This is a genomic window from Pseudarthrobacter kochi (genome assembly GCF_055412805.1).
Map to the genome: position 1 here is coordinate 25551 of NZ_JBVAYV010000016.1, position 21307 is coordinate 46857.

Annotated in this window: 18 protein-coding genes; 5 read left to right on the top strand and 13 right to left on the bottom strand. The window is 67.7% G+C overall.

Annotation, left to right across the window (positions count from 1 at the left end):
• Nucleotides 1–73 precede the first annotated feature (73 nt).
• Both ACZY0Y_RS09940 and ACZY0Y_RS09945 read left to right on the top strand, forming a co-directional pair.
• Entirely contained in the window at nt 74–1582 is a 1509-nt protein-coding gene (locus ACZY0Y_RS09940) for a helix-turn-helix domain-containing protein (protein WP_463884043.1), read from the top strand.
• A gap of 171 nt (nt 1583–1753) precedes the next feature.
• Nucleotides 1754–3502, top strand: coding sequence for a pyruvate dehydrogenase (locus ACZY0Y_RS09945; RefSeq protein ID WP_463957731.1), 1749 nt, complete (start codon nt 1754–1756; stop codon nt 3500–3502).
• 23 nt (nt 3503–3525) lie between these two features.
• On the opposite strand, the gene ACZY0Y_RS09950 is transcribed toward ACZY0Y_RS09945, so the two are convergent.
• On the bottom strand, nt 3526–4395 hold the full coding sequence (locus ACZY0Y_RS09950; RefSeq protein ID WP_463884039.1) for a hydroxymethylpyrimidine/phosphomethylpyrimidine kinase: 870 nt from the start codon (nt 4393–4395) through the stop codon (nt 3526–3528).
• A 142-nt stretch (nt 4396–4537) separates the two neighbouring features.
• Here ACZY0Y_RS09950 and ACZY0Y_RS09955 point away from each other — a divergent pair, with 142 nt between their 5' ends.
• A complete protein-coding gene (locus ACZY0Y_RS09955) occupies nt 4538–5950 on the top strand; it encodes an MFS transporter (protein ID WP_463884037.1) in 1413 nt (470 codons plus the stop codon).
• A 165-nt stretch (nt 5951–6115) separates the two neighbouring features.
• Here ACZY0Y_RS09955 and ACZY0Y_RS09960 read toward each other — a convergent pair whose 3' ends face one another.
• Nucleotides 6116–6898 (bottom strand): ABC transporter permease, encoded by a 783-nt coding sequence (locus ACZY0Y_RS09960; RefSeq protein ID WP_463957733.1) that lies wholly within the window; start codon nt 6896–6898, stop codon nt 6116–6118.
• Nucleotides 6898–7851, bottom strand: a complete 954-nt coding sequence (locus ACZY0Y_RS09965) for an ABC transporter ATP-binding protein (protein WP_463957735.1) — start codon at nt 7849–7851, stop codon at nt 6898–6900. Before ACZY0Y_RS09965 ends, ACZY0Y_RS09960 begins: the two co-directional genes overlap by 1 nt.
• Before the next feature lie 81 nt (nt 7852–7932).
• On the opposite strand from ACZY0Y_RS09965, the gene ACZY0Y_RS09970 reads away from it, so the two are divergent.
• On the top strand, nt 7933–8628 hold the full coding sequence (locus tag ACZY0Y_RS09970) for a queuosine precursor transporter (RefSeq protein ID WP_463884031.1): 696 nt from the start codon (nt 7933–7935) through the stop codon (nt 8626–8628).
• Here the strand turns inward: ACZY0Y_RS09970 and tgt are convergent.
• The 5 genes from tgt to ACZY0Y_RS09995 form a co-directional block, all read right to left on the bottom strand.
• Nucleotides 8625–9899, bottom strand: coding sequence for a tRNA guanosine(34) transglycosylase Tgt (tgt, locus tag ACZY0Y_RS09975; RefSeq protein ID WP_463957737.1), 1275 nt, complete (start codon nt 9897–9899; stop codon nt 8625–8627). The two genes, ACZY0Y_RS09970 and tgt, sit on opposite strands and share 4 nt — an antisense overlap.
• A 57-nt stretch (nt 9900–9956) precedes the next feature.
• Nucleotides 9957–10682 (bottom strand): SRPBCC family protein, encoded by a 726-nt coding sequence (locus ACZY0Y_RS09980; RefSeq protein ID WP_463884028.1) that lies wholly within the window; start codon nt 10680–10682, stop codon nt 9957–9959.
• A gap of 48 nt (nt 10683–10730) precedes the next feature.
• A complete protein-coding gene (locus tag ACZY0Y_RS09985) occupies nt 10731–11765 on the bottom strand; it encodes a DUF6707 family protein (protein ID WP_463884026.1) in 1035 nt (344 codons plus the stop codon).
• A 73-nt stretch (nt 11766–11838) separates the two neighbouring features.
• On the bottom strand, nt 11839–12378 hold the full coding sequence (locus ACZY0Y_RS09990; RefSeq protein ID WP_056427539.1) for an NUDIX hydrolase family protein: 540 nt from the start codon (nt 12376–12378) through the stop codon (nt 11839–11841).
• A gap of 37 nt (nt 12379–12415) precedes the next feature.
• Nucleotides 12416–13198: a VOC family protein gene (locus tag ACZY0Y_RS09995; RefSeq protein ID WP_463957739.1), complete on the bottom strand. Its 783-nt coding sequence runs from the start codon at nt 13196–13198 to the stop codon at nt 12416–12418.
• A gap of 93 nt (nt 13199–13291) precedes the next feature.
• Here ACZY0Y_RS09995 and ACZY0Y_RS10000 point away from each other — a divergent pair, with 93 nt between their 5' ends.
• Nucleotides 13292–13891, top strand: coding sequence for a YdeI/OmpD-associated family protein (locus ACZY0Y_RS10000; RefSeq protein WP_463957741.1), 600 nt, complete (start codon nt 13292–13294; stop codon nt 13889–13891).
• A 16-nt stretch (nt 13892–13907) separates the two neighbouring features.
• On the opposite strand, the gene ACZY0Y_RS10005 is transcribed toward ACZY0Y_RS10000, so the two are convergent.
• The 5 genes from ACZY0Y_RS10005 to ACZY0Y_RS10025 form a co-directional block, all read right to left on the bottom strand.
• A complete protein-coding gene (locus ACZY0Y_RS10005; protein ID WP_463957743.1) occupies nt 13908–15815 on the bottom strand; it encodes a glycogen debranching N-terminal domain-containing protein in 1908 nt (635 codons plus the stop codon).
• Nucleotides 15816–15906: 91 nt separating this feature from the next.
• Nucleotides 15907–17082, bottom strand: a complete 1176-nt coding sequence (locus ACZY0Y_RS10010) for an ABC transporter ATP-binding protein (protein ID WP_463884004.1) — start codon at nt 17080–17082, stop codon at nt 15907–15909.
• Nucleotides 17079–18671, bottom strand: coding sequence for an ABC transporter permease (locus ACZY0Y_RS10015; RefSeq protein WP_463957744.1), 1593 nt, complete (start codon nt 18669–18671; stop codon nt 17079–17081). The genes ACZY0Y_RS10010 and ACZY0Y_RS10015 overlap by 4 nt, the downstream gene beginning before the upstream one ends.
• A 4-nt stretch (nt 18672–18675) precedes the next feature.
• The gene (locus ACZY0Y_RS10020; RefSeq protein WP_463884000.1) at nt 18676–19731 is read right to left on the bottom strand and encodes an iron ABC transporter substrate-binding protein; all 1056 of its coding nucleotides are present in this window, start codon (nt 19729–19731) and stop codon (nt 18676–18678) included.
• A 166-nt stretch (nt 19732–19897) separates the two neighbouring features.
• Entirely contained in the window at nt 19898–21142 is a 1245-nt protein-coding gene (locus ACZY0Y_RS10025; RefSeq protein ID WP_463957746.1) for a glycoside hydrolase family 76 protein, read from the bottom strand.
• Between the last annotated feature and the right edge of the window lie 165 nt (nt 21143–21307).

Below are 21307 nucleotides of genomic sequence, written 5' to 3' on the forward strand. Positions count from 1 at the left end.
CGGTGTAACTTTTCCGTAAGACCTACTTTTCTGTACTTTCAAGCGGCTTTCTAGACCAAGAAGGTGGAAAGAAATGCACTTCTTCGCGTATTCTCAAGAAATGCACCCCGCCAGTTGGAACCGCCCCGCATCCGCCGCCTCGCCTGCCGTCCCGGAGGTGGACGTCATCAGCATGGGCCGCCGCGTCCGTCACCTCCGCAAGGCCGCCGGGCTCACGCTCGATGACCTGAGCGCCACGGTGGGAACGGCCCCCAGCCAGCTGAGCCTGATCGAGAACGGCAAGCGCGAGCCCAAACTTGGCCTGCTCCAGCAGCTCGCCGCGGCCCTCGGCGTCAGCATCGACGAGCTGCTCGGCGCGGAGCCGCCCAACCGCCGCGCCGCCCTGGAGATTGAGCTGGAGCGTTACCAGCGGAGCCCGATCTACGAGTCCCTCAAGCTGCCCAAGATCCGCATCAGTTCGCGGCTCCCGATGGACGTGCTGGAGTCCATGGTGGGGCTGCAGCACGAGCTGGAGCGCCGGCTCAATGAACAGGTCGCGACGCCGGAGGAGGCCCGCCGCGCGAACGGTGAACTGCGCGCCATGATGCGTGAGCGGAACAACTACTTCCCGGAGTACGAGGCCGAAGCGCAAAAGGTCCTCGCCTCGGTGGGGCACACCAGCGGCCCGCTGTCCCATCACGTCATCGCGGACATCGCCGGGCATCTCGGGTTCAGCCTGCACCATGTGGGCGACCTGCCGCATTCCACCCGTTCGGTGACCGATCTTAAAAACCGCAGGATTTACCTCACGCAGAATGCGCGCAGCGATCACGACCCGCGTTCGGTGCTGCTGCAGGCGCTGGGCCACTATGTCCTGGGGCACCAGACCCCTACGAACTACGGGGACTTCCTGATGCAACGGGTGGCCACAAACTACTTTGCCGCCGCGCTCCTGCTGCCGGAACAGGCCACCGTGGAGTTCCTGCAGAAAGCCAAACAGGCCAAGGAAATTGCGGTGGAGGACATCCGGGACGCTTTCGCCGTGTCCTACGAGACCGCCGCGCACCGCTTCACCAACCTCGCCACCCAGCACCTGGACCTGCGGACGCACTTTCAGAAGACACACAAGAGCGGGATCATCTACAAGGCCTACGAGAACGACGGCGTGACGTTCCCGCAGGACCACACCGGCGCCATCGAAGGCCAGCCGTCCTGCAAGAACTGGACCTCCCGGGTGGTCTTCGACGTGCCGGACAAGTTCAGCGCCTACAACCAGTACACCGACACCCCGGCCGGGACCTTCTGGTGCACGGCCCGGACGGAACGCTCCGCCAACGGCGAATTCTCCCTGTCCGTGGGGGTCCCGTATGCGCAGGTGAAGTGGTTCCGGGGCCGCGACACCACCGAGCGGTCCAAGTCGACGTGCCCGGACGAAAGCTGCTGCCGACGTCCGCCCGCGGCCCTGACGTCGGAGTGGGCCGGCAACGCGTGGCCCTCGGCGCGCGCCCACTCGCACCTGCTGGCCGCCATGCCGCCGGGGGCGTTCCCCGGCGTGGACGAGACCGAGGTTTACTCATTCCTGCAGGCGCACTCCGGCAGCTGACGCTCCCGCAGTTCCGGCGGTTTTCAGTGTGACGCATCTGCGCATCAGCTGCGGGAGCGTCCGGGGTTTTGGTGCGGAAGCTGAGGGAGCGTCCCCTGGAGGAGGCTCGAAGCTCCACGGACTATATTGGCCAGTGTCAGCTCATCGACCCACCCGCGGGAGCACCCAGCCATGGCCAAGGAACTTGCCACCCAGCTCATCGAACAACTGCAGGCCGCCGGCGTGCAGCGCATCTACGGGATTGTCGGCGACAGCCTCAACCCGATTGTCGACGCGGTCCGCAAGACCGGCGGCGCGGCCAAAGGCGGGATTGACTGGATCCACGTCCGGCACGAGGAGGCTGCCGCGTTCGCGGCTGCGGCAGAGGCACAGCTGACTGGCCGTCTCGCGGTCTGTGCGGGCTCGTGCGGGCCGGGAAACCTGCACCTGATCAACGGACTGTATGACGCCAACCGTTCCGGGGCGCCGGTGCTGGCCATCGCCTCTCACATTCCCAGCAAGCAAATCGGCAGCAGCTTCTTCCAGGAAACCCACCCGGACCGGCTGTTCAACGAATGCTCGGTGTATTCGGAGCTGATCAGCACCGCCGAACAGGCGCCCAGGGTCATGCACAGCGCCATCCAGCACGCCGTCGCGCTCCAGGGGGTCGCCGTCGTCACCCTGCCCGGGGACATCGCCGGGCTGGAGGCAACCGCCGATGCTCCGTTGCCTGCGACGTTTGTGCCGGCCAGCCTGGTGCCGGCAGCGGAGAGTATCCGGGAGCTGGCCGAGGCGATCAACGCCGCGGACAAAGTGGCGATCTTTGCGGGTGCCGGCGTCCAGGGCGCCCACGACGAGGTCATTGCCCTCGCGGAAGCCGTCAACGCCCCGATCGGGCATTCGCTGCGCGGCAAGGACTTCATGCAGTACGACAACCCGTACGACATCGGCATGACAGGGCTGCTGGGCTACGGCGCTGCCGCCGAAGGGATCGAGGACGCCGACCTGCTGATCCTGCTCGGCACCGACTTCCCCTACGACCAGTTCCTCCCCGGAACCCGCACAGCGCAGGTGGACCGGGCGGCACAGAAACTGGGCCGGCGGACCGACGTCGACGTCGCGGTCCACGGCGACGTGCTGCCCACCCTGGCGGCGCTGATGCCGCTGCTGACGCCGAAGAAGAGCCGCCGCTTCCTCGATGCGATGCTCAAGAAGCACGACCGGCTCATGAACAAAGCCGTCGGCGCCTACACGCGGAAGGTCGAGAAGACCGAACCAATCCACCCTGAGTACGCGGCATCGGTGCTGGACCAGGTGGCGGCGAAGGACGCGATCTTCACCGCCGATACCGGCATGTGCAATGTCTGGACCGCACGCTACATCAACCCGCTCGGTACGCGCCGCCTGATTGGCTCCTATCTGCACGGTTCCATGGCGAACGCGCTTCCGCATGCGATTGGCGCCCAGCTGGCCTACCCCGGGCGCCAGGTGGTGTCCGTCTCGGGCGACGGCGGCCTGTCGATGCTGCTGGGTGAGCTGATTACCGTGGCCGCGCACCGGCTCCCGGTCAACGTGGTGGTGTTCAACAACTCCACCCTGGGCATGGTCAAGCTGGAGATGCTGGTGGACGGACTCCCGGACTTCGGCGTCGACGTGCCCGATGCCAACTATGCCGCGGTGGCCCGGGCCCTGGGATTCCACGCCGTCCGCGTTACCGACCCGTCCCGCATCGAGACCGCCTACCGGGAAGCGTTTGCCCATCCGGGGCCCTCCCTGGTGGAACTGATCACCGATCCCAAGGCGCTCTCCCTCCCGCCGAAGATCAAGGGCGCCCAGATCCTCGGGTTCGCCACGGCGATGTCCAAGGTGGTGCTCAACCGGGGCGCCGGCGAGGCCGTGAGCATGGCCAGGAGCAACCTCCGGAACATCCCGCGGCGCTGACGGCCCTCCTGGGTGAAAGGGCCCTAGCGCGGGCCGCCCTGCCAGAGCGCATCGAACGGCGCGCCCGAGGCCACCCGGTTGCGGATACCGGCGGTCACAAACGCCTTGGCGGTGCGGGCGGCCGCCAGCGGCGTCGCGCCCTTGGCCAGTTCCGCTGTCACGGCGGCGGCCAGCGAGCAGCCGGCGCCGGAGACAGCCACTTCGCCCACCTTCGGGGCGGACAGGACCTCCAGCGTCCCGCCGTCGTAGTAGACGTCGACGGCGTCGGGCCCGGCCAGGCGCACTCCGCCCTTGGCGAGCACCGCGGCGCCGCTGAGTTCGTGGATGCGGACGGCGGCGGCCTTGAGCGATTCGAGGTCGGTGATCCTAAGACCCGAGAGTGATTCGGCCTCGAAGTGGTTCGGCGTGACGAACGTGGCCAACGGCAGGATCTGCGCCTTGAGCGCCTGGTCGGTGTCCAGCGCGTGTCCCGGTTCCTGGCCCTTGCAGATCAGCACGGGATCCAGCACCACGTTGGTGAAGGCGGCAGCGGCCAGCGCCGTGGCGACGGTTGAAATCGTCGCCGGGCTGCCCAGCATCCCGATCTTGACGGTGTCCAGCACGGAGGGCGCGCCGGACGCGGCGCCGTACGCCGCCGTCGTCGCCTCGAGCTGGTCGGCGATGGCCTGCTGGTCGACCGGGACGAAGCGGTGGTTCCAGTTGTCCTTCGGGTCGAAGGAAACGATGCAGGTCAGGTTCGCGATGCCGAAGACGCCCAGTTCCTGGAAGGTCTTCAGGTCAGCCTGCGCACCGGCGCCGCCGGTTGCTTCGGAGCCGGCGATGGTCAGGGTGACGGCGGGAATGGCGGCGACGGAAGCCGCCCGGGCGGCGGAGTCAAAGGCGGTGGAAGTCATAGTCCCATCCTGCCACCCGCCGGAATCCGCCCGCATTGTGCGTATGACCAATATGAACAAAACCCGGGTGTTCCGGATCACCAGGACTACCGTGGCGGACGGTGTTGCTTTCTTGCGGCGCCGGATCCAGGAAGGTTCATTGATGAGCACCCAGCTGTCCGAATCGGCACAGACGAGAAAAGCCGTAAGCAACATCCTCAAAGGATCTGCCGGCAACCTTGTGGAGTGGTACGACGTCTACGTCTACACCGCGTTTGCGGCATATTTCCAGTCGCACTTCTTCAACGCCACTGACGATCTTCAGGCCGGTCTCGAGGCGATGGCCGTCTTCTCGACCTCGTTCCTCATGCGGCCGGTCGGCGCTTGGTTCTTCGGCCGCTACGCCGACCGCAAGGGCCGCAAGGCGGCGCTGACGCTCAGCGTGACAATGATGTCCGCGGGTTCCTTTGCCATCGCCATCCTGCCCACGCAGCAGCAGATCGGCGTCTGGGCCATGATCCTGCTGGTCCTGGTGCGGTTGATCCAGGGCTTCTCCGTGGGCGGCGAATACGGCACCAGTGCCACCTACATGTCCGAGGCCGCCACCTCCAAGCGCCGGGGCTTCTTCTCAAGCTTCCAGTACGTCACGCTGATCGGCGGCCAGATGCTGGCCTTGCTGGTCCTCGTCATCCTGCAGAACGCCATGCCCAAGGGGGAGCTGACCGAGTGGGGCTGGCGCATCCCGTTCGCGATCGGCGGCGCCGCGGCGCTCGTGGTCCTGTGGCTGCGGCGCTCAATGGAGGAGACCGTCTCGGCCGAGCAGGTCGAGGCCGCAAAGGCTCCCGCCGTGGCAGGCGTTGCCCAGCCGGGCACCATGAAGCTGCTGTTCACCCAGTACTGGAAGCCGCTGCTCATCTGCATCGGCGTCACCCTCGGCGGCACCGTTGCGTTTTACACGTACACCAACTTCCTTCTGAAGTTCATGAACGATACCTCCGGCATCGCCAAGACCGACACCTCGGTGATCAACTTCTGGGCGCTGTTCATCTTCATGCTGCTGCAGCCGGTCTACGGCATCATCTCGGACAAGGTCGGCCGCAAGCCGCTGCTGCTCTGGTTCGGCATCACCGGTGTCCTCTTCACCTGGCCCTTGCTCTCCACCCTGGCCGGCACCAAGGACCCCTTCACCGCGTTCCTGCTGATGATGGGTGGCCTGCTGATCGTCGGCGGCTACACGTCCATCAACGCCCTTGTGAAGGCCGAGCTCTTCCCGGCGTCCATCCGCGCCCTCGGTGTGGGCCTGGGCTACGCGATCGCCAACTCGCTCTTCGGCGGAACGGTCCCGCTGATCGGCGCCGCATTCCAGAAGGCCGAGCGCGTGGACCTGTTCTTCACCTACGTCACCGTAGCCATCGCCATCTCGCTGGTGGTCTACATCTTCGCCCTGAAGAACAAGAAGTCCACCCACCTGGACCACGAGCAGGGCCACGCCTGGGAGCCTGCTGCCAGCACGGCCGTGCCGGGCGAGGCCCGCAAGGATGATGACAAGGACCTGGTCGACGCTGAGCGCCGCTAGGGCCACCCCGCGGTGAAGACCGCGGAAGGGAAGAACGACGGCGGGCCGCCGGCTACGGAACGTGCGTTCCGGAAGCCGGCGGCCCGCCGTCGTCGTTATTAACTTCGCGGCCGTCAGCCGCGGGCCAGCGGAGCGGAACGCCCAGCGGCGACCGATCGGCCCTGGCTACTGGGCATTGTCAGCGAACCGCAGTTGCAGGATCGTGGCGGCCACACCGGCCATGAACGTCCCCGCGAGCACCACGTAGCTGCCCGCCGGAAGCGAGCCCACCGGGTCTGCCACCACGCCGACCAGCAGCGGGACGATCGAGTAGGGGAACCACTCCGCCCAGCCGGTCCTGCCGAACAGATTGCCCAGGGCCAGCATCACAAGCGCGAAGGCGATGGGGCCCACCTCGCCACGGCTCCACACGGCGATCCAGGCGACCACGGGCGCGAGCAGGAACGAGATCGCAGAAGCGAGCAGCACGTTCGCGACTCCCCTCGCGGCCAGCTCCGCCGAGAACCCCGGCAGCCCCATCGCCAGTCCGATCACCATAGCCTCAGCGAGGACGACGACGATCAGCGCCATCCACCACACTGCTGCGACCCCCAGCTTGGCGACGGCGAACCAGTGACGCGCCACGGGCAGCGCGAGCAGGTTCTTCGCGGTGGCATCACGGTACTCCCGGCCAAACAGGTAGGCGACGATGAACGCCAGCAGCAGCATCCCGCCGACGCCGAAGACCAGCGTCAGCATGTAGAAGTATTCGGGCCACGTCGCCTCGAGCCCAACCAGGCTGGCTTTGGTGCCCAGAAGCCCCAACTGGGCCGCCCGCTCCGGTTCGCGCACGATCCACATAAACAAAGCGATGCCGGGCGGCATCATCGCCAGCACCGCCAGCGTGCCCCACGTGACTTTGGCGCGGCGGTGCTTCATGAACTCGGTGGCGAGAACCTGGCCGAACATCAGGCGCCGCCGTCGTTGGATTCATCGTCCGTGCGCGCGAGGAAGTAGCGCTCCAGATCCAGCGCCTGCAGCGCCTGCAGCGCCTGCTCACGCTCTTCCTGCGTGTAGGCGCCAGCCGCGAAGGCGCGTGCCTCCGCGGCTAGTTCGTCGCGCGATGATTCCTCGACGAGGCGGTCGTGGTGGACGATGCCGATACGGTCTGCCAGGTGGGCAACTTCGGCGAGGATGTGGCTCGACATGAACACGGTGACTCCGCGCTCGTCTGCGAGCGAACGGAGCAGTTCGCGGATCTCTACGATTCCGGCCGGATCCAGCCCGTTGGCGGGCTCGTCGAGCACGAGCAGTTCGGGGGAGTGCAGCAGGGCGCGGGCGAGCGCGAGGCGCTGCTTGTTGCCGAGCGAGAGCGTCCCGGCACGCCGGTCGGCGTACGGATCGAGGCGCAGCAGCCCGATCGAGTCAGCGACCGTTCGCGGCGGCGAACCAGTCAGGCGGCGCTGGATGTCGAGATTCTCGCGCACTGTGAGGTTGGGGTAGGCGGTGGCCGTTTCGACGAGGAAGCCGATGCGTGAAAACACGCTCGTCTCGCCGGGCACGATGCGCCGGCCAAGGACTGTCACCTCCCCGCCGCTCGGGCGGACGAGGCCCAGCAGCATGCGGATGGCCGTCGTTTTACCCGCCCCGTTCCTGCCGAGGAACCCGTAGATCTCGCCCCGGCGGACGTCGAGGTCGAGCGAGTCCACCGCGGTGACGTCACCGTACCGCTTGGTGAGTGCGCGGGTGGAAACCGCGGTGTCAGGCACTTTCGTCCTCCATGGCCCCCGTCCTGCCACCACGCCCGGAGCGGACACAGTGCAGGAGTGCCCGGTTGCGGGACCCGGTGGCACCGCGGTCCGCTGCCGGTACGGGGTGAGAGAATGGAGGGCGGTTCCGGCGGTCAGCCCGTCAGGAGCCATCCAGTGCTAATACAGCCGGCTGCCGAGACGACCTCCCCGGAGGATCCGGGAGCCATGCGAACCACTATGAATGGAACACCCATGACTTCCGCCAAGACACTCCCGGCCGCAGCGCCGCCAAAGTTCGCCTCGATCGGTTCCCCCTACTTCGGCATCCTGCTGGCCGTCATGGCCGTGGTGCTGATCCTGTCCAACATCGGGGCATCGAAGGGGGTGGCGATCGGCCCGGTCATCACCGACGGCGGCTTCTTCCTCTTCCCCCTGGCCTACATCCTGGGTGACGTCATCAGCGAGGTCTACGGATTCAAGGTGGCGCGCAAGGCCATCATCACCACCTTCGCGCTCTCGGTCTTCGCGTCCCTCTGCTACTGGATCATCATCGCCTTGCCCGGTTTTGACGACGAGTTCGGCGTTTCCAAGCAGAGCGCGCTGGAAGGCGCACTGGGCCCGGTGCCGCAGATAGTGCTCGCCTCACTGCTGGCGTTCCTTGCCGGGCAGACCATCAATGCCTGGATCCTGGTGAAGATGAAGGCACGCACGGGAGAAAAGTCACTCTGGGCGCGCATCATGGGGTCCTCCGTGGCCGGCGAGTTTGTGGACACCCTGATCTTCTGCAGCATCGCGGCTTCCGTGATCGGGATTACCGACGCCGCGATGTTCGTCAACTACGTCGCCGTGGGCTTCCTCTACAAGACCCTCGTGGAATTCCTCTTTGTCCCGGTCACCGCGGCCGCGATCGGCTGGATCAAGAAGCGCGAACCGAGCTACGGGGACTAGGAGTAGTACCGGCCCACGGTCTCGGCCTTGAACTCGAAGAAGGTGCCGGCCTCGATGGCCAGCCGGGCGTCGTCGACCATCTTCACCACGAAGCGCTCGTTGTGGATCGAGATCAGGGTGGCCGAGACCATTTCCTTGGCCTTAAACAGGTGGTGGATGTAGGCCCGCGAGTAGTTCAGGCAGGCGTAGCAGTCGCAGCCGTCCTGCAGCGGGCCGAAGTCGCGCTTGTACATGGCGCCGGAGAGGTTGTACCGGCCGGTGGGGTGGTAGAACGCCGAGTTGCGGGCCACCCGGGTGGGGGAGACACAGTCGAAGGTGTCCGCGCCGTTCTCGATCGCCGTGAAGATGTCGTCCGGTTCGGAGATGCCGAGCAGGTGCCGGGGCTTGTTCTCCGGCAGTTCCTCGTTGCACCACCTCACGATCGTGCCCAGGTTCTCCTTCTCCAGCGCCCCGCCGATGCCGAAGCCGTCGAAGTTCATGGCGCCGAGATCCCGGCAGGCCTTGCGGCGCAGGTCCTCGTACTGGGCACCCTGGATCACGCCGAAGAGCGCCTGATACGGTTTCCCGGCACGCTCGTCCGTGAGCCGGAAGTGCTCAGCGATGCAGCGCTCGGCCCAGCGGCGGGTGCGCTCCAGTGACTCCTCCTGGTAGCCGCGGGAGTTCTGCAGCGTAGTGAGCTCGTCGAAGGCGAACATGATGTCCGCGCCGATCTGGTGCTGGACGTTCATGGAGATCTCCGGGCTGAAGCGGTGCCGGTCGCCGTTGAGGTGGCTCTTGAACCACACGCCTTCCTCGTCCACGTGGGCCAGGCGTTCCTTGCCGGGGGCGACGGCGTCGTCGGGTCCCGAATGGTCGACCGATTTCATGTCGATGACCTTCTTGAACCCGGAGCCCAGGCTCATCACCTGGAACCCGCCGGAGTCGGTGAACGTGGGGCCGCGCCAGTTCATGAAGGCGCCCAGCCCGCCGGCCTCGTCCAGGATGTCCGCGCCGGGCTGCAGGTACAGGTGGTAGGCGTTGGCCAGTACGGCCTGTGCGCCCAGCTCGGCGACGGATTCCGGCAGCACCGATTTGACCGTGGCCTTGGTGCCGACGGCGATGAACGCAGGGGTCTGGATCTCGCCGTGCGGAGTGGTGATGGTGCCGGTGCGGCCGAGGAACTCCCCGCCGTTGGCGCTGACCTGGGCCTCCGACGGTGAACAGCTTTCGCTCAGGCGTTTGCCCACTCGGAAGGAAAACTCGGACTGCCGGGCCGGCAGGAGTGATGACACAGGTGATTCAGGAATGGCTGGCACCGTTCAAGTGTGCCAGCTAACAGCGTCCAACCCTTAGTGCAGCGGATCGGATGTGGGGTAGTTCTCAGCCCGCCACTCGTCCCAGTACTTGCGGATGGACTCCAGCTGGTGCGCCCCGAGGCCGTAGGTGGAGACGATGACCAGGGATCCGCCTTCAGGCCGGATGTCCTTGATGGCCGGCTGGTCCGCCACGATCACCAGGCCCTCCCCGTGCTCCGCGTAATGGTGGACGGTGAGGCCCACCTGGTGGTTGCTGCGGAACCAGACCTTTCCGGAGACTTCCTCGCCCGTGGCCAGGGTGAGCGAGTACGGCTCGCCGGGCTTGGGGACGTCCGACAGGCCCAGCTTTTCAATGGCGGACCCCTCGTTCCCGGGAACGGAGAAGAAGAAGGTTCGGCGCTTGCCGTGCGGATGCCGTTCGAGGGCGAAGCGGAGCTGCTGGATAAAGGTCAGCCAGCCCTGCGTAATGTCCTCGTCCCAGGCGGCCCATTCGGAATTGTGGTCCACCGCGGCCCGCGTGACGCTGACCTCCGTGCCGGACGGGACCGGTTTCAAGGTGAACACGTCCCCGCCATCGACCACGAGCGAGGTGTGGTCGGCGCCTTCGATCACATTGGGGCTGAAGTAGATTTCATTGATCTCGGCCGCCTGGTCATCGGCTTCCCAGCCGTGCCACTGGGCAACCTTGGCGGGTTCGCGCAGCATCGTCCAAACCTGCTGCGCGTCGGAGTTGATCACAACGCTCAGATTGTTCGTCATGGGCTGAATTTACAACGCCCGGCCGGAAGGGGGTAGGGGCCAAACGCCTCAGGACCGGACGGACTCGAGTTCGTTGCCGATCCGGCGGTCCAGCTCCGGGGCGCCGATGGTTTCCGATCCGCCGTGGGCGCGCAGGAAGAGCAGCGCCTCGAGCCGCAGGAGCCGCCACTCGCGTTCCGCATCCGGGTTCGAGTTGTCCATCGCGCGGAAGATTTCCTTGTCATACAGGTTCGGTTCGTTGAGCGAGCGCTGCCGGACCTTGGCATTGATCCGCGCCTTGAACTGATCCGTCTCCATGGAATCGGGGGCGCGGAGGAACTTCTCGTAGACCGCGGCGCGATCCTCCTGTCCCAGCTGGCGGCAGATGTAGCTGGACAGGGCCAGCGAGGCCTCCACCGACGTCCAGCGGCCGCGGTTTCCGTCGAAGGGCAACACGTTGAGCAGGTCGGCAACGGCAAGGGCGTTTTCGGCGTCCTTGAGGACAATGAAGAGTTCCTGGGCGAGGTCGCTGAGGTCCTTGAGGCAACTCCCGGACTTCGTGTTGATCCCCTTGGCGAGGCGTTCGCTGAGCAGCAGCACTCCCACCGAGCTCGGGTGCGCCTCGGCCACAGCCTCCACGACGGACTCGGGCGTGCCCTCGAGGGCCGGGATCAGCGCCAGGTCCTCGTCGCTGGGGCCGCTCACCACGGGCGGAACGGACGGAAGGGGAGGGACGACGACGGCGGGAGCGGCGCCGTCGTCCTCCCCGTCCCGGTCCTGCCTGCTTCCGCCGCCCTGCCCGCCGCCCTCATCCGTGTCCGGTTCGACGAGTTGCAGAGGTGAGCCGGCGTCCTCGGCCGGGGCTTCCCCGGCCTCGGCGGCAGCCTCCAGGATCAGGACCGTCGAGGCTGCCGCAATCCGGAGTCCGCCGCCGCCGGTGAGGGTGGCCAGGACCATGGCGGGGGTACCGAAATCGTCGGTTTCGACGTCCACGCGCTGAATTTCGGCGGAGCGGTTGCCGTCGGGCAGAAGCAGATGATCGCCGCTCTGCAGAGATCCAGCCTGCTGTTCGATGTAGTTCGGGGCGGCCGGGGGGTGGGTCATCTGGAGTCCTTAAATTCTTTTGCGGTCCGCCCAACAGTCTACAAAGACGGGCGGCGCGGGCAGCCGGCTGCGGTCAGTTCCCGACGCCGGCGAAGGCCAGGGCCTGCCGGATCAGGGCACCGCGGCCGCCACTGAATTCCAGCTGGACATCGGAACTCATGACTTCCTGCGGCGTCATCCACGTCAGTTCCAACGCGTCCTGCCGAGGGGAGCATTCGCCGGTGACCGGGATTATGTAGGCCAGCGCGACGGCGTGCTGGCGGTCATCGGTGAAGCCCGTGTGGGAAGGGGACGGGAAGTATTCGGCCACGGTGAACGGCACCGGGCTGATGGGCAGCTGCGGAAAGGCCAGCGGGCCGAGGTCCTTCTCCATGTGGCGCAGCAGGGCCGCCCGGATGGTCTCGCGGTACAGCACCCGGCCGGAAACCAGCGAACGGATCATGTTGCCGTCCTCGTCGGCCTGCAGCAGCGTGCCGACCTCGTTCACAAACCCGAGCGGATCCAGCCGGACCGGGACGGCCTCGACGTAGACCATGGGCAACCGGCCGCGCGCCTCGAACAAATCATCGTCGGAGAGCCAGCCGGGGTTCGGGTCAGGAGTGCGAACGTTCATGGTTAAGTTCTACCCCATCCCCGCCGTTAGGACGTGGTCACGCTCCCCCGGCAGCCGGTGCCGCGGAGATCCAGAGCGGCGGCTGGGAGGCCATGCCGTCCGCGTCGGGGTTGGCCACATGCAGGGTGGGGATGGCGGCTTCCTCGATGACCGCCGCCTCGTGCCCCGCCTCGATCAGGCGTTCGCGGAGGGCGTCAAAGTCGCCGTCGTATTCGAAACCCAGGCCGGCACGCCCGGCACCGGTGCCTGCGCCGACCATGAGGACCCCGCCGTTTTTCGCCGTGAACGTTTCCGCTTCGACAGTGTCGGCGGCGCCCGCGCCACTATCCGCGACCGGACGGGGCCGGGCACCGATATCGCGCAGGGTTTGGGCCGCCGCCACGGCGTCTTCGGAGAACCAGACTTCGACGACGGCGATGCCCGGGTCCGCTTCCGCCGACCCCACCCAGCTGCCGTCGGCGGCGCGCGCGGCCGGGTCGGCGAGGAAAGTGAATCCGTCCGCGGCGGTGACGCGGCAGGAAGGACCGTGGTCCGCCTCGATGAGTTCCGCGGAGGTCCCGGCCGCCGTTGTGCCTGCGGCCGTCCCGGCCTCCTCGGTCCGGCGGGCGAACTCCTTCAGGTCGCCCACCTCGACGCCGAAGGAGGTGGTGCCATCCTCAGCCGAGCCCTGTTCGACGACGTGAAGGGCGAGGCGGCCGGAGCCGGCGTCGAACTCCCGCCAGGTGGGCTCGTCAACAGTCTTGACCAGGCCCAGGCCGGTGAGTAGCCGCTCCCATTCGTCAAGACGGGAGGTGAAGCGGATCGGGCGGACACGCAGCATCGTTGCTCCTCAAGGTTGTGACGGATTCTGGTTCTCAGGGATATCGTCCCACCAAAGCGGCCGGAAGGGGCCAGTGCGGAGCACAATGGTGCCATGGCTGCTGAACTCGAGGAACTGCTGGTGAAGGACGCCGCGCAGTGGCGCGCCTGGCTGGAGGAACACCACGCGGAGAGTCCCGGTGTCTGGCTGGTGCTGCACAAGAAGGGCGGTGCCGTGACGGAGCTGGATTACGAGGCCGCCCTGCAGGAAGCCCTGTGTTTTGGCTGGATCGACGGGCAGGGACGGCGTCGCGATGAGGAGAGCTCGTTCCAGCGGATGACCCGCCGGGGCCCGAAGAGTGTGTGGTCCGCCCGGAATGTCGAGCGCATCGCCCGCCTCGAGGCCGCGGGCCGGATGACTCCCGCGGGACGCGCCGCCGTGGACAGCGCGAAGGCGGACGGCCGCTGGGAAGCCGCCTACTCCGGACCGGCGGCGGCCGAAGTGCCGGCGGACCTCGCCGCAGCCATCGCGGCTGAGCCGCGAGCGCAGGCGATGTTCGATGTCCTGACCTCGGTGAACAGGTACGCCCTGATCTACCGGACCAACGGGGTCAAACAGGCTGCCACCCGGGAGAAGAAGATCGCGGGTTTCGTCGAGATGCTCGCCCGGCACGAAACGCCCTACCCGCAGAAAAGGCGTCCGCCGGCGCCCTGACCGCTGCCCGCGGAGCCTAGAACCCGACGCCCATAGCCTGGGCGATCACCACGGCGGACGCTGAGGACCACGCCTGCGGATGGCACGACGCCGGGTACGGTACGGCGTGCCCCGCCTCCTCCGCGGTGATGCCCGCGAACAGTTCCGGCAGGCGGTGCCCGAACGAACCGGACGCGGCCAGCAGGCCCTCGGCGATGGTCCGGGCTTCGGCGGTGAATCCCTCCGCGAGCAGCCCCCGGACCGCGATCGCGGTGTCGTGGCTCCAGACCGAGCCGCAGTGGTAGCTGAACGGCCAGAATCCGGCGGCGCGCCGGGAGATTGTGTGGACGCCGTAGCCGGAGAACAGCTCGGGGTCCAGCAGGCGGTCCGCCACGAGCCGGGCTTCGGACGCGTCCAGGATTCCGGTGCCGAGCAGATGCCCCATGTTGGAGCCCGGGATGTCCAGGGGATCGCCGTGCCCGTCGAGGGCCATGGCGGGGAAGGGGCCGCCGTCGTCCTCGACCCAGAAGCGCTCGCGGAAGTCTTGTTGCAGCGCCTCGGCAAAGTCCCGCAGCGCCTGGCCGCCGGGTTCGCCGTAGGCGTCGAAGAGATCGGCCGTGTCCACGGCGGCCTGGTAGGCGTAGCCCTGCACTTCGGACAGCGCGATCGGGCCGTCGGCCAGGCGGCCGTCGCGGAACTGCATGGCGTCCCGGGAATCCTTCCAGCCCTGGTTGCTGAGACCGTGGCCGGTAGTGTCCTGATAGCTGAGGAACCCGCTGTTCGCGCTTCCGGGCGCACCCCGTGCGGCCAGCAGCCAGCCGGCCGCCCGTGCCGCGTGGGGCAGGAGTGAGCGGACCGCGGCGTCGTCCAGCCCGGCCTGGCCAAGTTCGGCCAGCAGGCACAGCCACAGCGGGGTGGAATCCGCGGCGCCGTAGTACACCGGGGGCAGGCGCAGGCCCTGGCTCTCCAGCACCAGCTCCTTGGACCGGAGCTCGTGCAGGATCTTGCCGGGTTCCTCGGCGGCGTCGGGATCATTCTTCGTGCCCTGGAAAGCGGCCAGGGTGCGCAGCGTTCCGGCGGCTAGCCCGGCATCGAGCGGCAGCAGCAGCCGGGCGGCCCACAGCGAGTCGCGTCCGAACAGGGTGAAATACCAGGGCGCCCCGGCGGCGGCGAACGGCGCGTCGGGCAGCTTCCGGGCGGCGAGGCGGAGGCCGGCGAGCTCATCGAGCGCGTTGTCCAGCAGCAGGCCCAGGGCGCCGGACGGTTCGGCCCGGACCCGGCGCGAGGCGGGCGGCCGGGCTGCCACAACCGCGTCCTCGCTGTCAGCCAGCACTGCCTGCCACTCCGCTTCGAACGGACGGCCCCGGCCCGCCGTGCCGCGCCAGAGGAGCCTTTCGCCGGCGGCGACGCTCCCGGGGGCGGCGACGGTCAGGGCCCGTCCGCCGTCGCGCCAGCGCAGCGTGGAATCGTCCGCGGAGAACGGTGCGGCGGGCTCCCGGAAGCGGCTGAGGCGTATGGCGGCCAGATCGGTGAAGTCGGCGGCGAGCTGGATGTCGATTTCCACGTCGAGGGCTTCCAAGGAGGTACGCAGTTGCAGGGAGTGCCGGACGACGCCGGGCGTGACCGTCCAGGTCTGGAGAAGTTCGACGGCGGGGTCCTCCGTGGGCCCCGGGATGCCACGGACCAGTCCACGCACCCGCAGCACACCGCCGGGCTCCGCCTCGACCGTGGCGGGCTCCGGCTCGAGGCCGTTCACCCGAACCTCTGCCCGGCACAGCATCCGCGTGTCCCCGTGCAGCAGGCCCGTGAACCAGCCGCCGCCCGCGCCGCCGGACGCGTCCGGGGCACCGGGGCTGCTGGACAGCCGCCCCTCGGCATCGAGCCACAACTGGGTGGGGGCGGCAACGGAGCAGTGCTGGCGGTGGAGCGCTGGCTGGACTGTCATGCGCCCCACCCTATGCCGGGTGCCGGACCGTCTCAACGGGCACCGCGGGGCCCCGCGTGATGGAGCAGGAGGGACGAGGGACTGTCCCTGGCTACGCCGGCGGCAGGTCTTCCATCGGGAAGGCCACCGCTTCGCCGACGACCCGGAGGCACAGTTCGGTGCCGGGCCGGGCGATCGAGGCGTTCCAGTGCCGGATGGTGATGATCTCGCCGCCGCCGGGGTAGCGGTGGTCGGCCACAGCGCCTTCCGCGAGGACCGACGGGACGGCGAGCTTGAGCCGCACCGTGGTTTCAGGCCCGAAGTAGTCGGTGTCCACCACAACGCCGCGGATGGGTCCGTCCTCGGCGATCCGGATCTGCTCCGGGCGCAGCATGAGCTGGACCCGGCCCTGCGCCGGGGGCCGGCGCACGGGGATGCCGCCCAGGGAACAGGTGGCCAGGGAGCCTTCCATCCACGCGTCGAGGATGACGGCGTCGCCCAGGAATTCGGCGGTGGCGCGGTCCGCGGGGCGCGTGTAGACGATGAAGGGGTTGCCGATCTGCGCCAGCCGCCCGCCGCGCATCACGGCCACCTGGTCCGCGAACGACAGCGCCTCGCCCTGGTCATGAGTGACCAGGATGGTGGTGACACCGGCGTCGTGGAGCACTTTACCCACGGCCCGGCGCGTGGCCACGCGCAGTCCGGCGTCCAGGGCGGAGAACGGTTCGTCCAGCAGCATCAGCTCCGGTTCGCGGGCGAGGGCGCGGGCCAGTGCCACCCGCTGCTGCTGCCCGCCGGAGAGCTCGTGCGGGCGGCGCTTGGCCATGGCAGGATCCAGCGAGACCATCTCGAGCAGTTCGGCCACCCGGGACTTCACACCGCGGTGCCCGCCGGGGAGCTTGGCGGAGTCGAGGCCGAAGGAGATGTTCTGCCCGACGTTCAGATGCGGGAAGAGTGCACCGTCCTGCGCCACGTAGCCGACGTGGCGTTTGTGCGCCGGGACCCAGACGCCTCCGCCGGCCACCTTGGCGCTGTCGAGTGAGATGCTGCCCGTGTCCGGGTGTTCAAATCCGGCGATCAGCCGCAGCAGCGTGGTCTTGCCGGAGCCGGAAGGTCCCACGATCGCCGTCGTGCCGCCCTTCGCCACCGAGAGGTTGACGCCCTTGAGTACGGCCTGAGAGCCGAAGTTCTTCGTGACGGCGTCGATCTGCAGGTGGCTGTTGGTGCTGGTGGCCACGGACGCGGCGATCCGCGGTTCCGGGAGCCGGGAGGGGCTGTAGTCGGTCACTGTCCCGCTGCTTTCTTGGACTGCTGGAAGAGGAGGTAGGTCATCGGTGCCGAAATCAGGATCATCAGCAGGGCGTACGGCGCCGCCCCGGCGTAGTCGATTTCGCTGCTCTTGCTCCAGAACTCGGTGGCGAGCGTCCTGGTGCCGTTGGGGGAGAGCAGGAGTGTTGCCGTCAGTTCGTTCACGATCGCCAGGAACACCAGCGCGGCACCGCCCGCGGCGGCCGGGGCGGTGAGCCGCAGCGTGACCCGGAGGAAGGCCAGCAGCGGCGGCTTGCCGAGTGCCTGGGCGGCCTCATCGAGTTCCTTCGGCGCCTGGGCCAGGCCGGAACGGATGTTCACCAGCGCGCGCGGCAGGAACAGCAGCACGTAGGCCGCGATCAGCAGTGCCGAGGTCTGGTACAGGTTGGGTGCGGCCTTGATGCTGACCGTCACGAACGCCAGGCCCACCACGATTCCCGGCATGGAGCTCGTGATGTAGTTGGACAGCTCCAGGGCCTTGCTGAACCAGCTGGGGTGCCGCACGGCCAGGTACGCCATCGGAAACGCGACCACGGTGGTGGCCAGGGCGCCGGCCAGGCCGTACGTGAGGGTCTGCAGCAGGGCGGGCAGGAACTCGTCCGCCGCCCAAATTTCCGGGCCGCCGGAGAAGACCCAGCGCAGCACGAAGGTCAGCGGAAGCCCGAAAGCCAGCGCGGTCAGCGCGATCAGGAACAGCTGGGCCGGGAGCTGGTAGGCGCGCAGCGGAAGCCGCAGGGCGCGGGCCTGGGCGCCGGAGCCAACCCTGGCGTACCGGGCACTGCCGCGGCTGCGCACTTCAACCAGCAGCAGGATCAGGCAGAGGAACACGAGCACACTGGCCAGCATGTTCCCGGCGGTGCCGTTGAAGGTGGACTGGTACTGCACCATGATCGCGGTGGTGAAGGTGTCGAAGCGGATCATCGCGAAGGCGCCGTATTCGGCCAGGAGGTGCAGGGACACGAGCAGCGCGCCGCCGGTCATCGCGATCCGCAGCTGCGGCAGCACCACGCGGAAGAAGGCGCGCCAGGCGCCGAGGCCCAGGGACGCGGCGGACTGTTCGATGGCCGGGTCCAGCCGGCTGAGCGTGGCGGCGGCCGGAATGTAGACGAGCGGGAAATAGGACAGCGTGGCGATCAGCACGCCGGACCACAAGCCCTCGAGCGACGGCACCGCGGAGACCCACGCGTAGCTGTTGACGAAGGCCGGGATGGCCAGGGGGGCCGCGAGCAGCACTGCCCACCACTTGTGGCCCTTGAGATGCGTGCGTTCCACCAGCCACGCGCCGCCCACGCCGAGGATGAGGCACAGCGGCACGGTGACCAGCATCAGGAGCACCGTGTTCAGCAGCAGTATGCCGACGCGTTCCCGGAAGATCAGCTCCACGGCGGTGTCCCAGCCGGTGGCCACCGTCATGACAATGACGTAGCCCAGCGGAATCAGTGCGAAGAGGGCGATCAGGACCGCCAGGACCGCTATTACAGAAACGCCGAAAGGCGGGCGGGGGCGCTTGCCCCGACCCGCCGTCGTCGTGCTCCCCCGTGTTTCGGGAGCCGCCAGCTTGGTTGTCACGTGGTTACAGCAGTCCTGCCTTGGTCATCAGCCCAGTGACCTTGGCGGAGTTGAGCTTGGCCGGATCCACCGTCGGTGCCTGCAGTTCCGGCAGCGGGACGAGCTTCTCGTTGGCCGGGACATCGGAGGCGATGGCGTACTCGAACGAGGTGCCCTTCTGCAGGACTTCCTGGCCCTTCTTGCCGGTAATGAACTTGACGAAGGCCTGGGCCGCCGCGGCATTCTTCGAGGACTTCAGCACACCGCCGCCGGAGACCGACACGAACGCGCCCGGATCCTGGTTCTTGAAGTAGTACGGGGAGACGTTCTTGGAGTTCTCGCCGGTCTTGGCCTGGTCGCCGTAGTAGTAGTAGTGGTAGATCAGTGCGGCGTCGACTTCACCGGCGTTGACCGCCTTCATGGCCGTGCTGTTGCCCTTGTAGGCCTTGGAGTTTTCCTTCATGCCCTTGAGCCATTCCTCGGTGGCGGCTTCGCCCTTGAGTTCGAGCAGGGCGGAGACGATCGCCTGGAAGTCGGCGCCGGACGGGGACGCCGCCCATTTGCCCTTCCACTCCGGCTTGGCCAGATCCAGCATGGACTTGGGAAGCTGGCCTTCGCTCAGCTTGGCCTTGTCGTAGACCAGAACGGTGGAGCGGGCCGCGATGCCGGTCCATTTGTTCGTGGAGGGCCGGAACTCGGCGGGCACCTGCTCGATGGTGGCCTTGTCGACGTCGGCGAAGAGGCCGGCGTTTTCGACCTGGGCCATGGCAGGGGAGTTTTCGGTGAGGAAGACGTCTGCCGGGGAGGCCTGGCCTTCCTGGATGATCTGGTTGGACATCTCGGTGTCCGAACCCTGGCGCATGGTGACCTTGACGCCGGTTTCCGCGGTGAACGCGTCCACCCATTCCTTGGTCAGGGACTCATGCTGGGCGTTATAGACCGTGATCTCACCGGAGATCTTGCCGTCAGCGGCGGCGCTGCTGCTAGGGGACGTGGAGGTGCCGGAGCCACAGGCGGCCAGGCCGAGCGCGGCGGTGGCGGCAAGTGCGATACCTGCCAGCGCGTTGTTGCGGATCTTCATGGGGCTGCTTTCTGGAGGGAAGGTCTTCGGAACCCTAGCCCCCTGTGAGCGGGGGAAGTTAGGGCATGCTCACTAGGAAAAACTGTAGGTTAGCCAAACCTAAGCAACCAAGCTGAGGGCCTCTTAAGTGACCAGGATCACATCAATTACGTAACTATTGCGTGACCTAATTGTCGGTGGGTGATTCGGCGGGGGTCTTCGCCGGGGACTCAACAGGTGCCGGCTCGACGCGTCCGGCGATGGAGGCAGCGGCTTCCAGTACCATCCAGGCCTGCAGTTGGGTGGAAAGTTCGACGGCGGCGCCCGCCGGGTAGCTGCGCCGGGCCGGCAGTTCGGGGCGGGTGGAGAACAGAATGCGGCCGCCCTTGCGGGCCAGTGGCTCCCGGGCCGACAAGACGCGGCGGCCCTCCCAGAAGGCCTCGGCGGTGTCGTTCACGAGCGTCGCGGCCGTCGCGCGGGTCGCGGCGGGAAGACGCTCGTCGACGGCGGCGAGGGCCAGGTACCGGACCAGGATGCCCGTGAACAGCCCGCCATCGCCGGTGCCCTCGCAGCGCAGCACCGTGGCGCTGCGCCCCATCAGGGGCGCAGGGAGGGTGAGGCTGCGCGCCACCGACGCCACCAGTAAGGCTGCCCGGGCCAGGTTGGCCTCGCCGCCGAGCTCCAGCAGCGCGCCCAGGACCGGGCCCTGGTTATAGGTGTAGATGGCGCTTTCCAGCACCACGTCGCCGTCGGGCGCGATCCGGAGGCCGTCCCGGTACATGCCCTGTTCGGGGTCGAACAGGCGGGCGTCCAGCCAGCCCAGCAGGGCCTGCGCCCTGGCCGGCTGCCCGGTGCGGGCGTAGTAAAGCGCCACCGGTGCCGTGGCTGGCGTGTTCTTGAAATCCCGCTTCTTGCTCCAGAAAGTGCCGCCGCCGAGGTCGTCCGTGGATGCGGAATCGAACTGCAGCGTGAGGCTTTTCAGGACCTTGGCGTTGCGGCGGCGTCCGGCCTCCTTGCGGCTGTCCCGGGCCAGGTTCTCCAGCCGCAGCGTGGACAGCGCCAGCCACGCCATGTCGTCGTAGTAGTTGTTGACGACGGTGAGGAAGTTGCGGAGCCGGATCCCGGTGACCAGCCTGGAGGCGAGCCGGCCGGCGCTGGGCCGGTTCCCGCCGTCGAACCGCATTTCCGGACGGCCCTCAGGTCCCAGTTCGCGCCGCCCGGTGTCCACGAGGCAGTCCACGTAGTGCGCCTGCCACCAGTAGTGCCAGGGCCGGGCCAGGTTCTTCAGCCGGCCCGAGGGGCGCACGGTTGCGGCGATGTGGGTCCCCTGCAGGAAGAAGAGTCGCTGCCCGAACAGCCGGGTCACCGATCGGGCCGCCTCGTCAGCCCGGAACGACCAGTTGGGGGCGGTGGAAAGGTCTGCTGGGGTCATGGTTCCAGCCTAGTAGCGGCAGTGCGTCCGGGGTGTGATCGTTGCTGCGTCTCGGGCGGTGATTCGGGAGGCGATTCGGGCCGGCGGCGGGGATGATTGCGCTGCCCCAGGGGTGGCCCCGCGGGGTGAAGGTGCGGAATGCCGGCATTCCAGTTAACATTCACT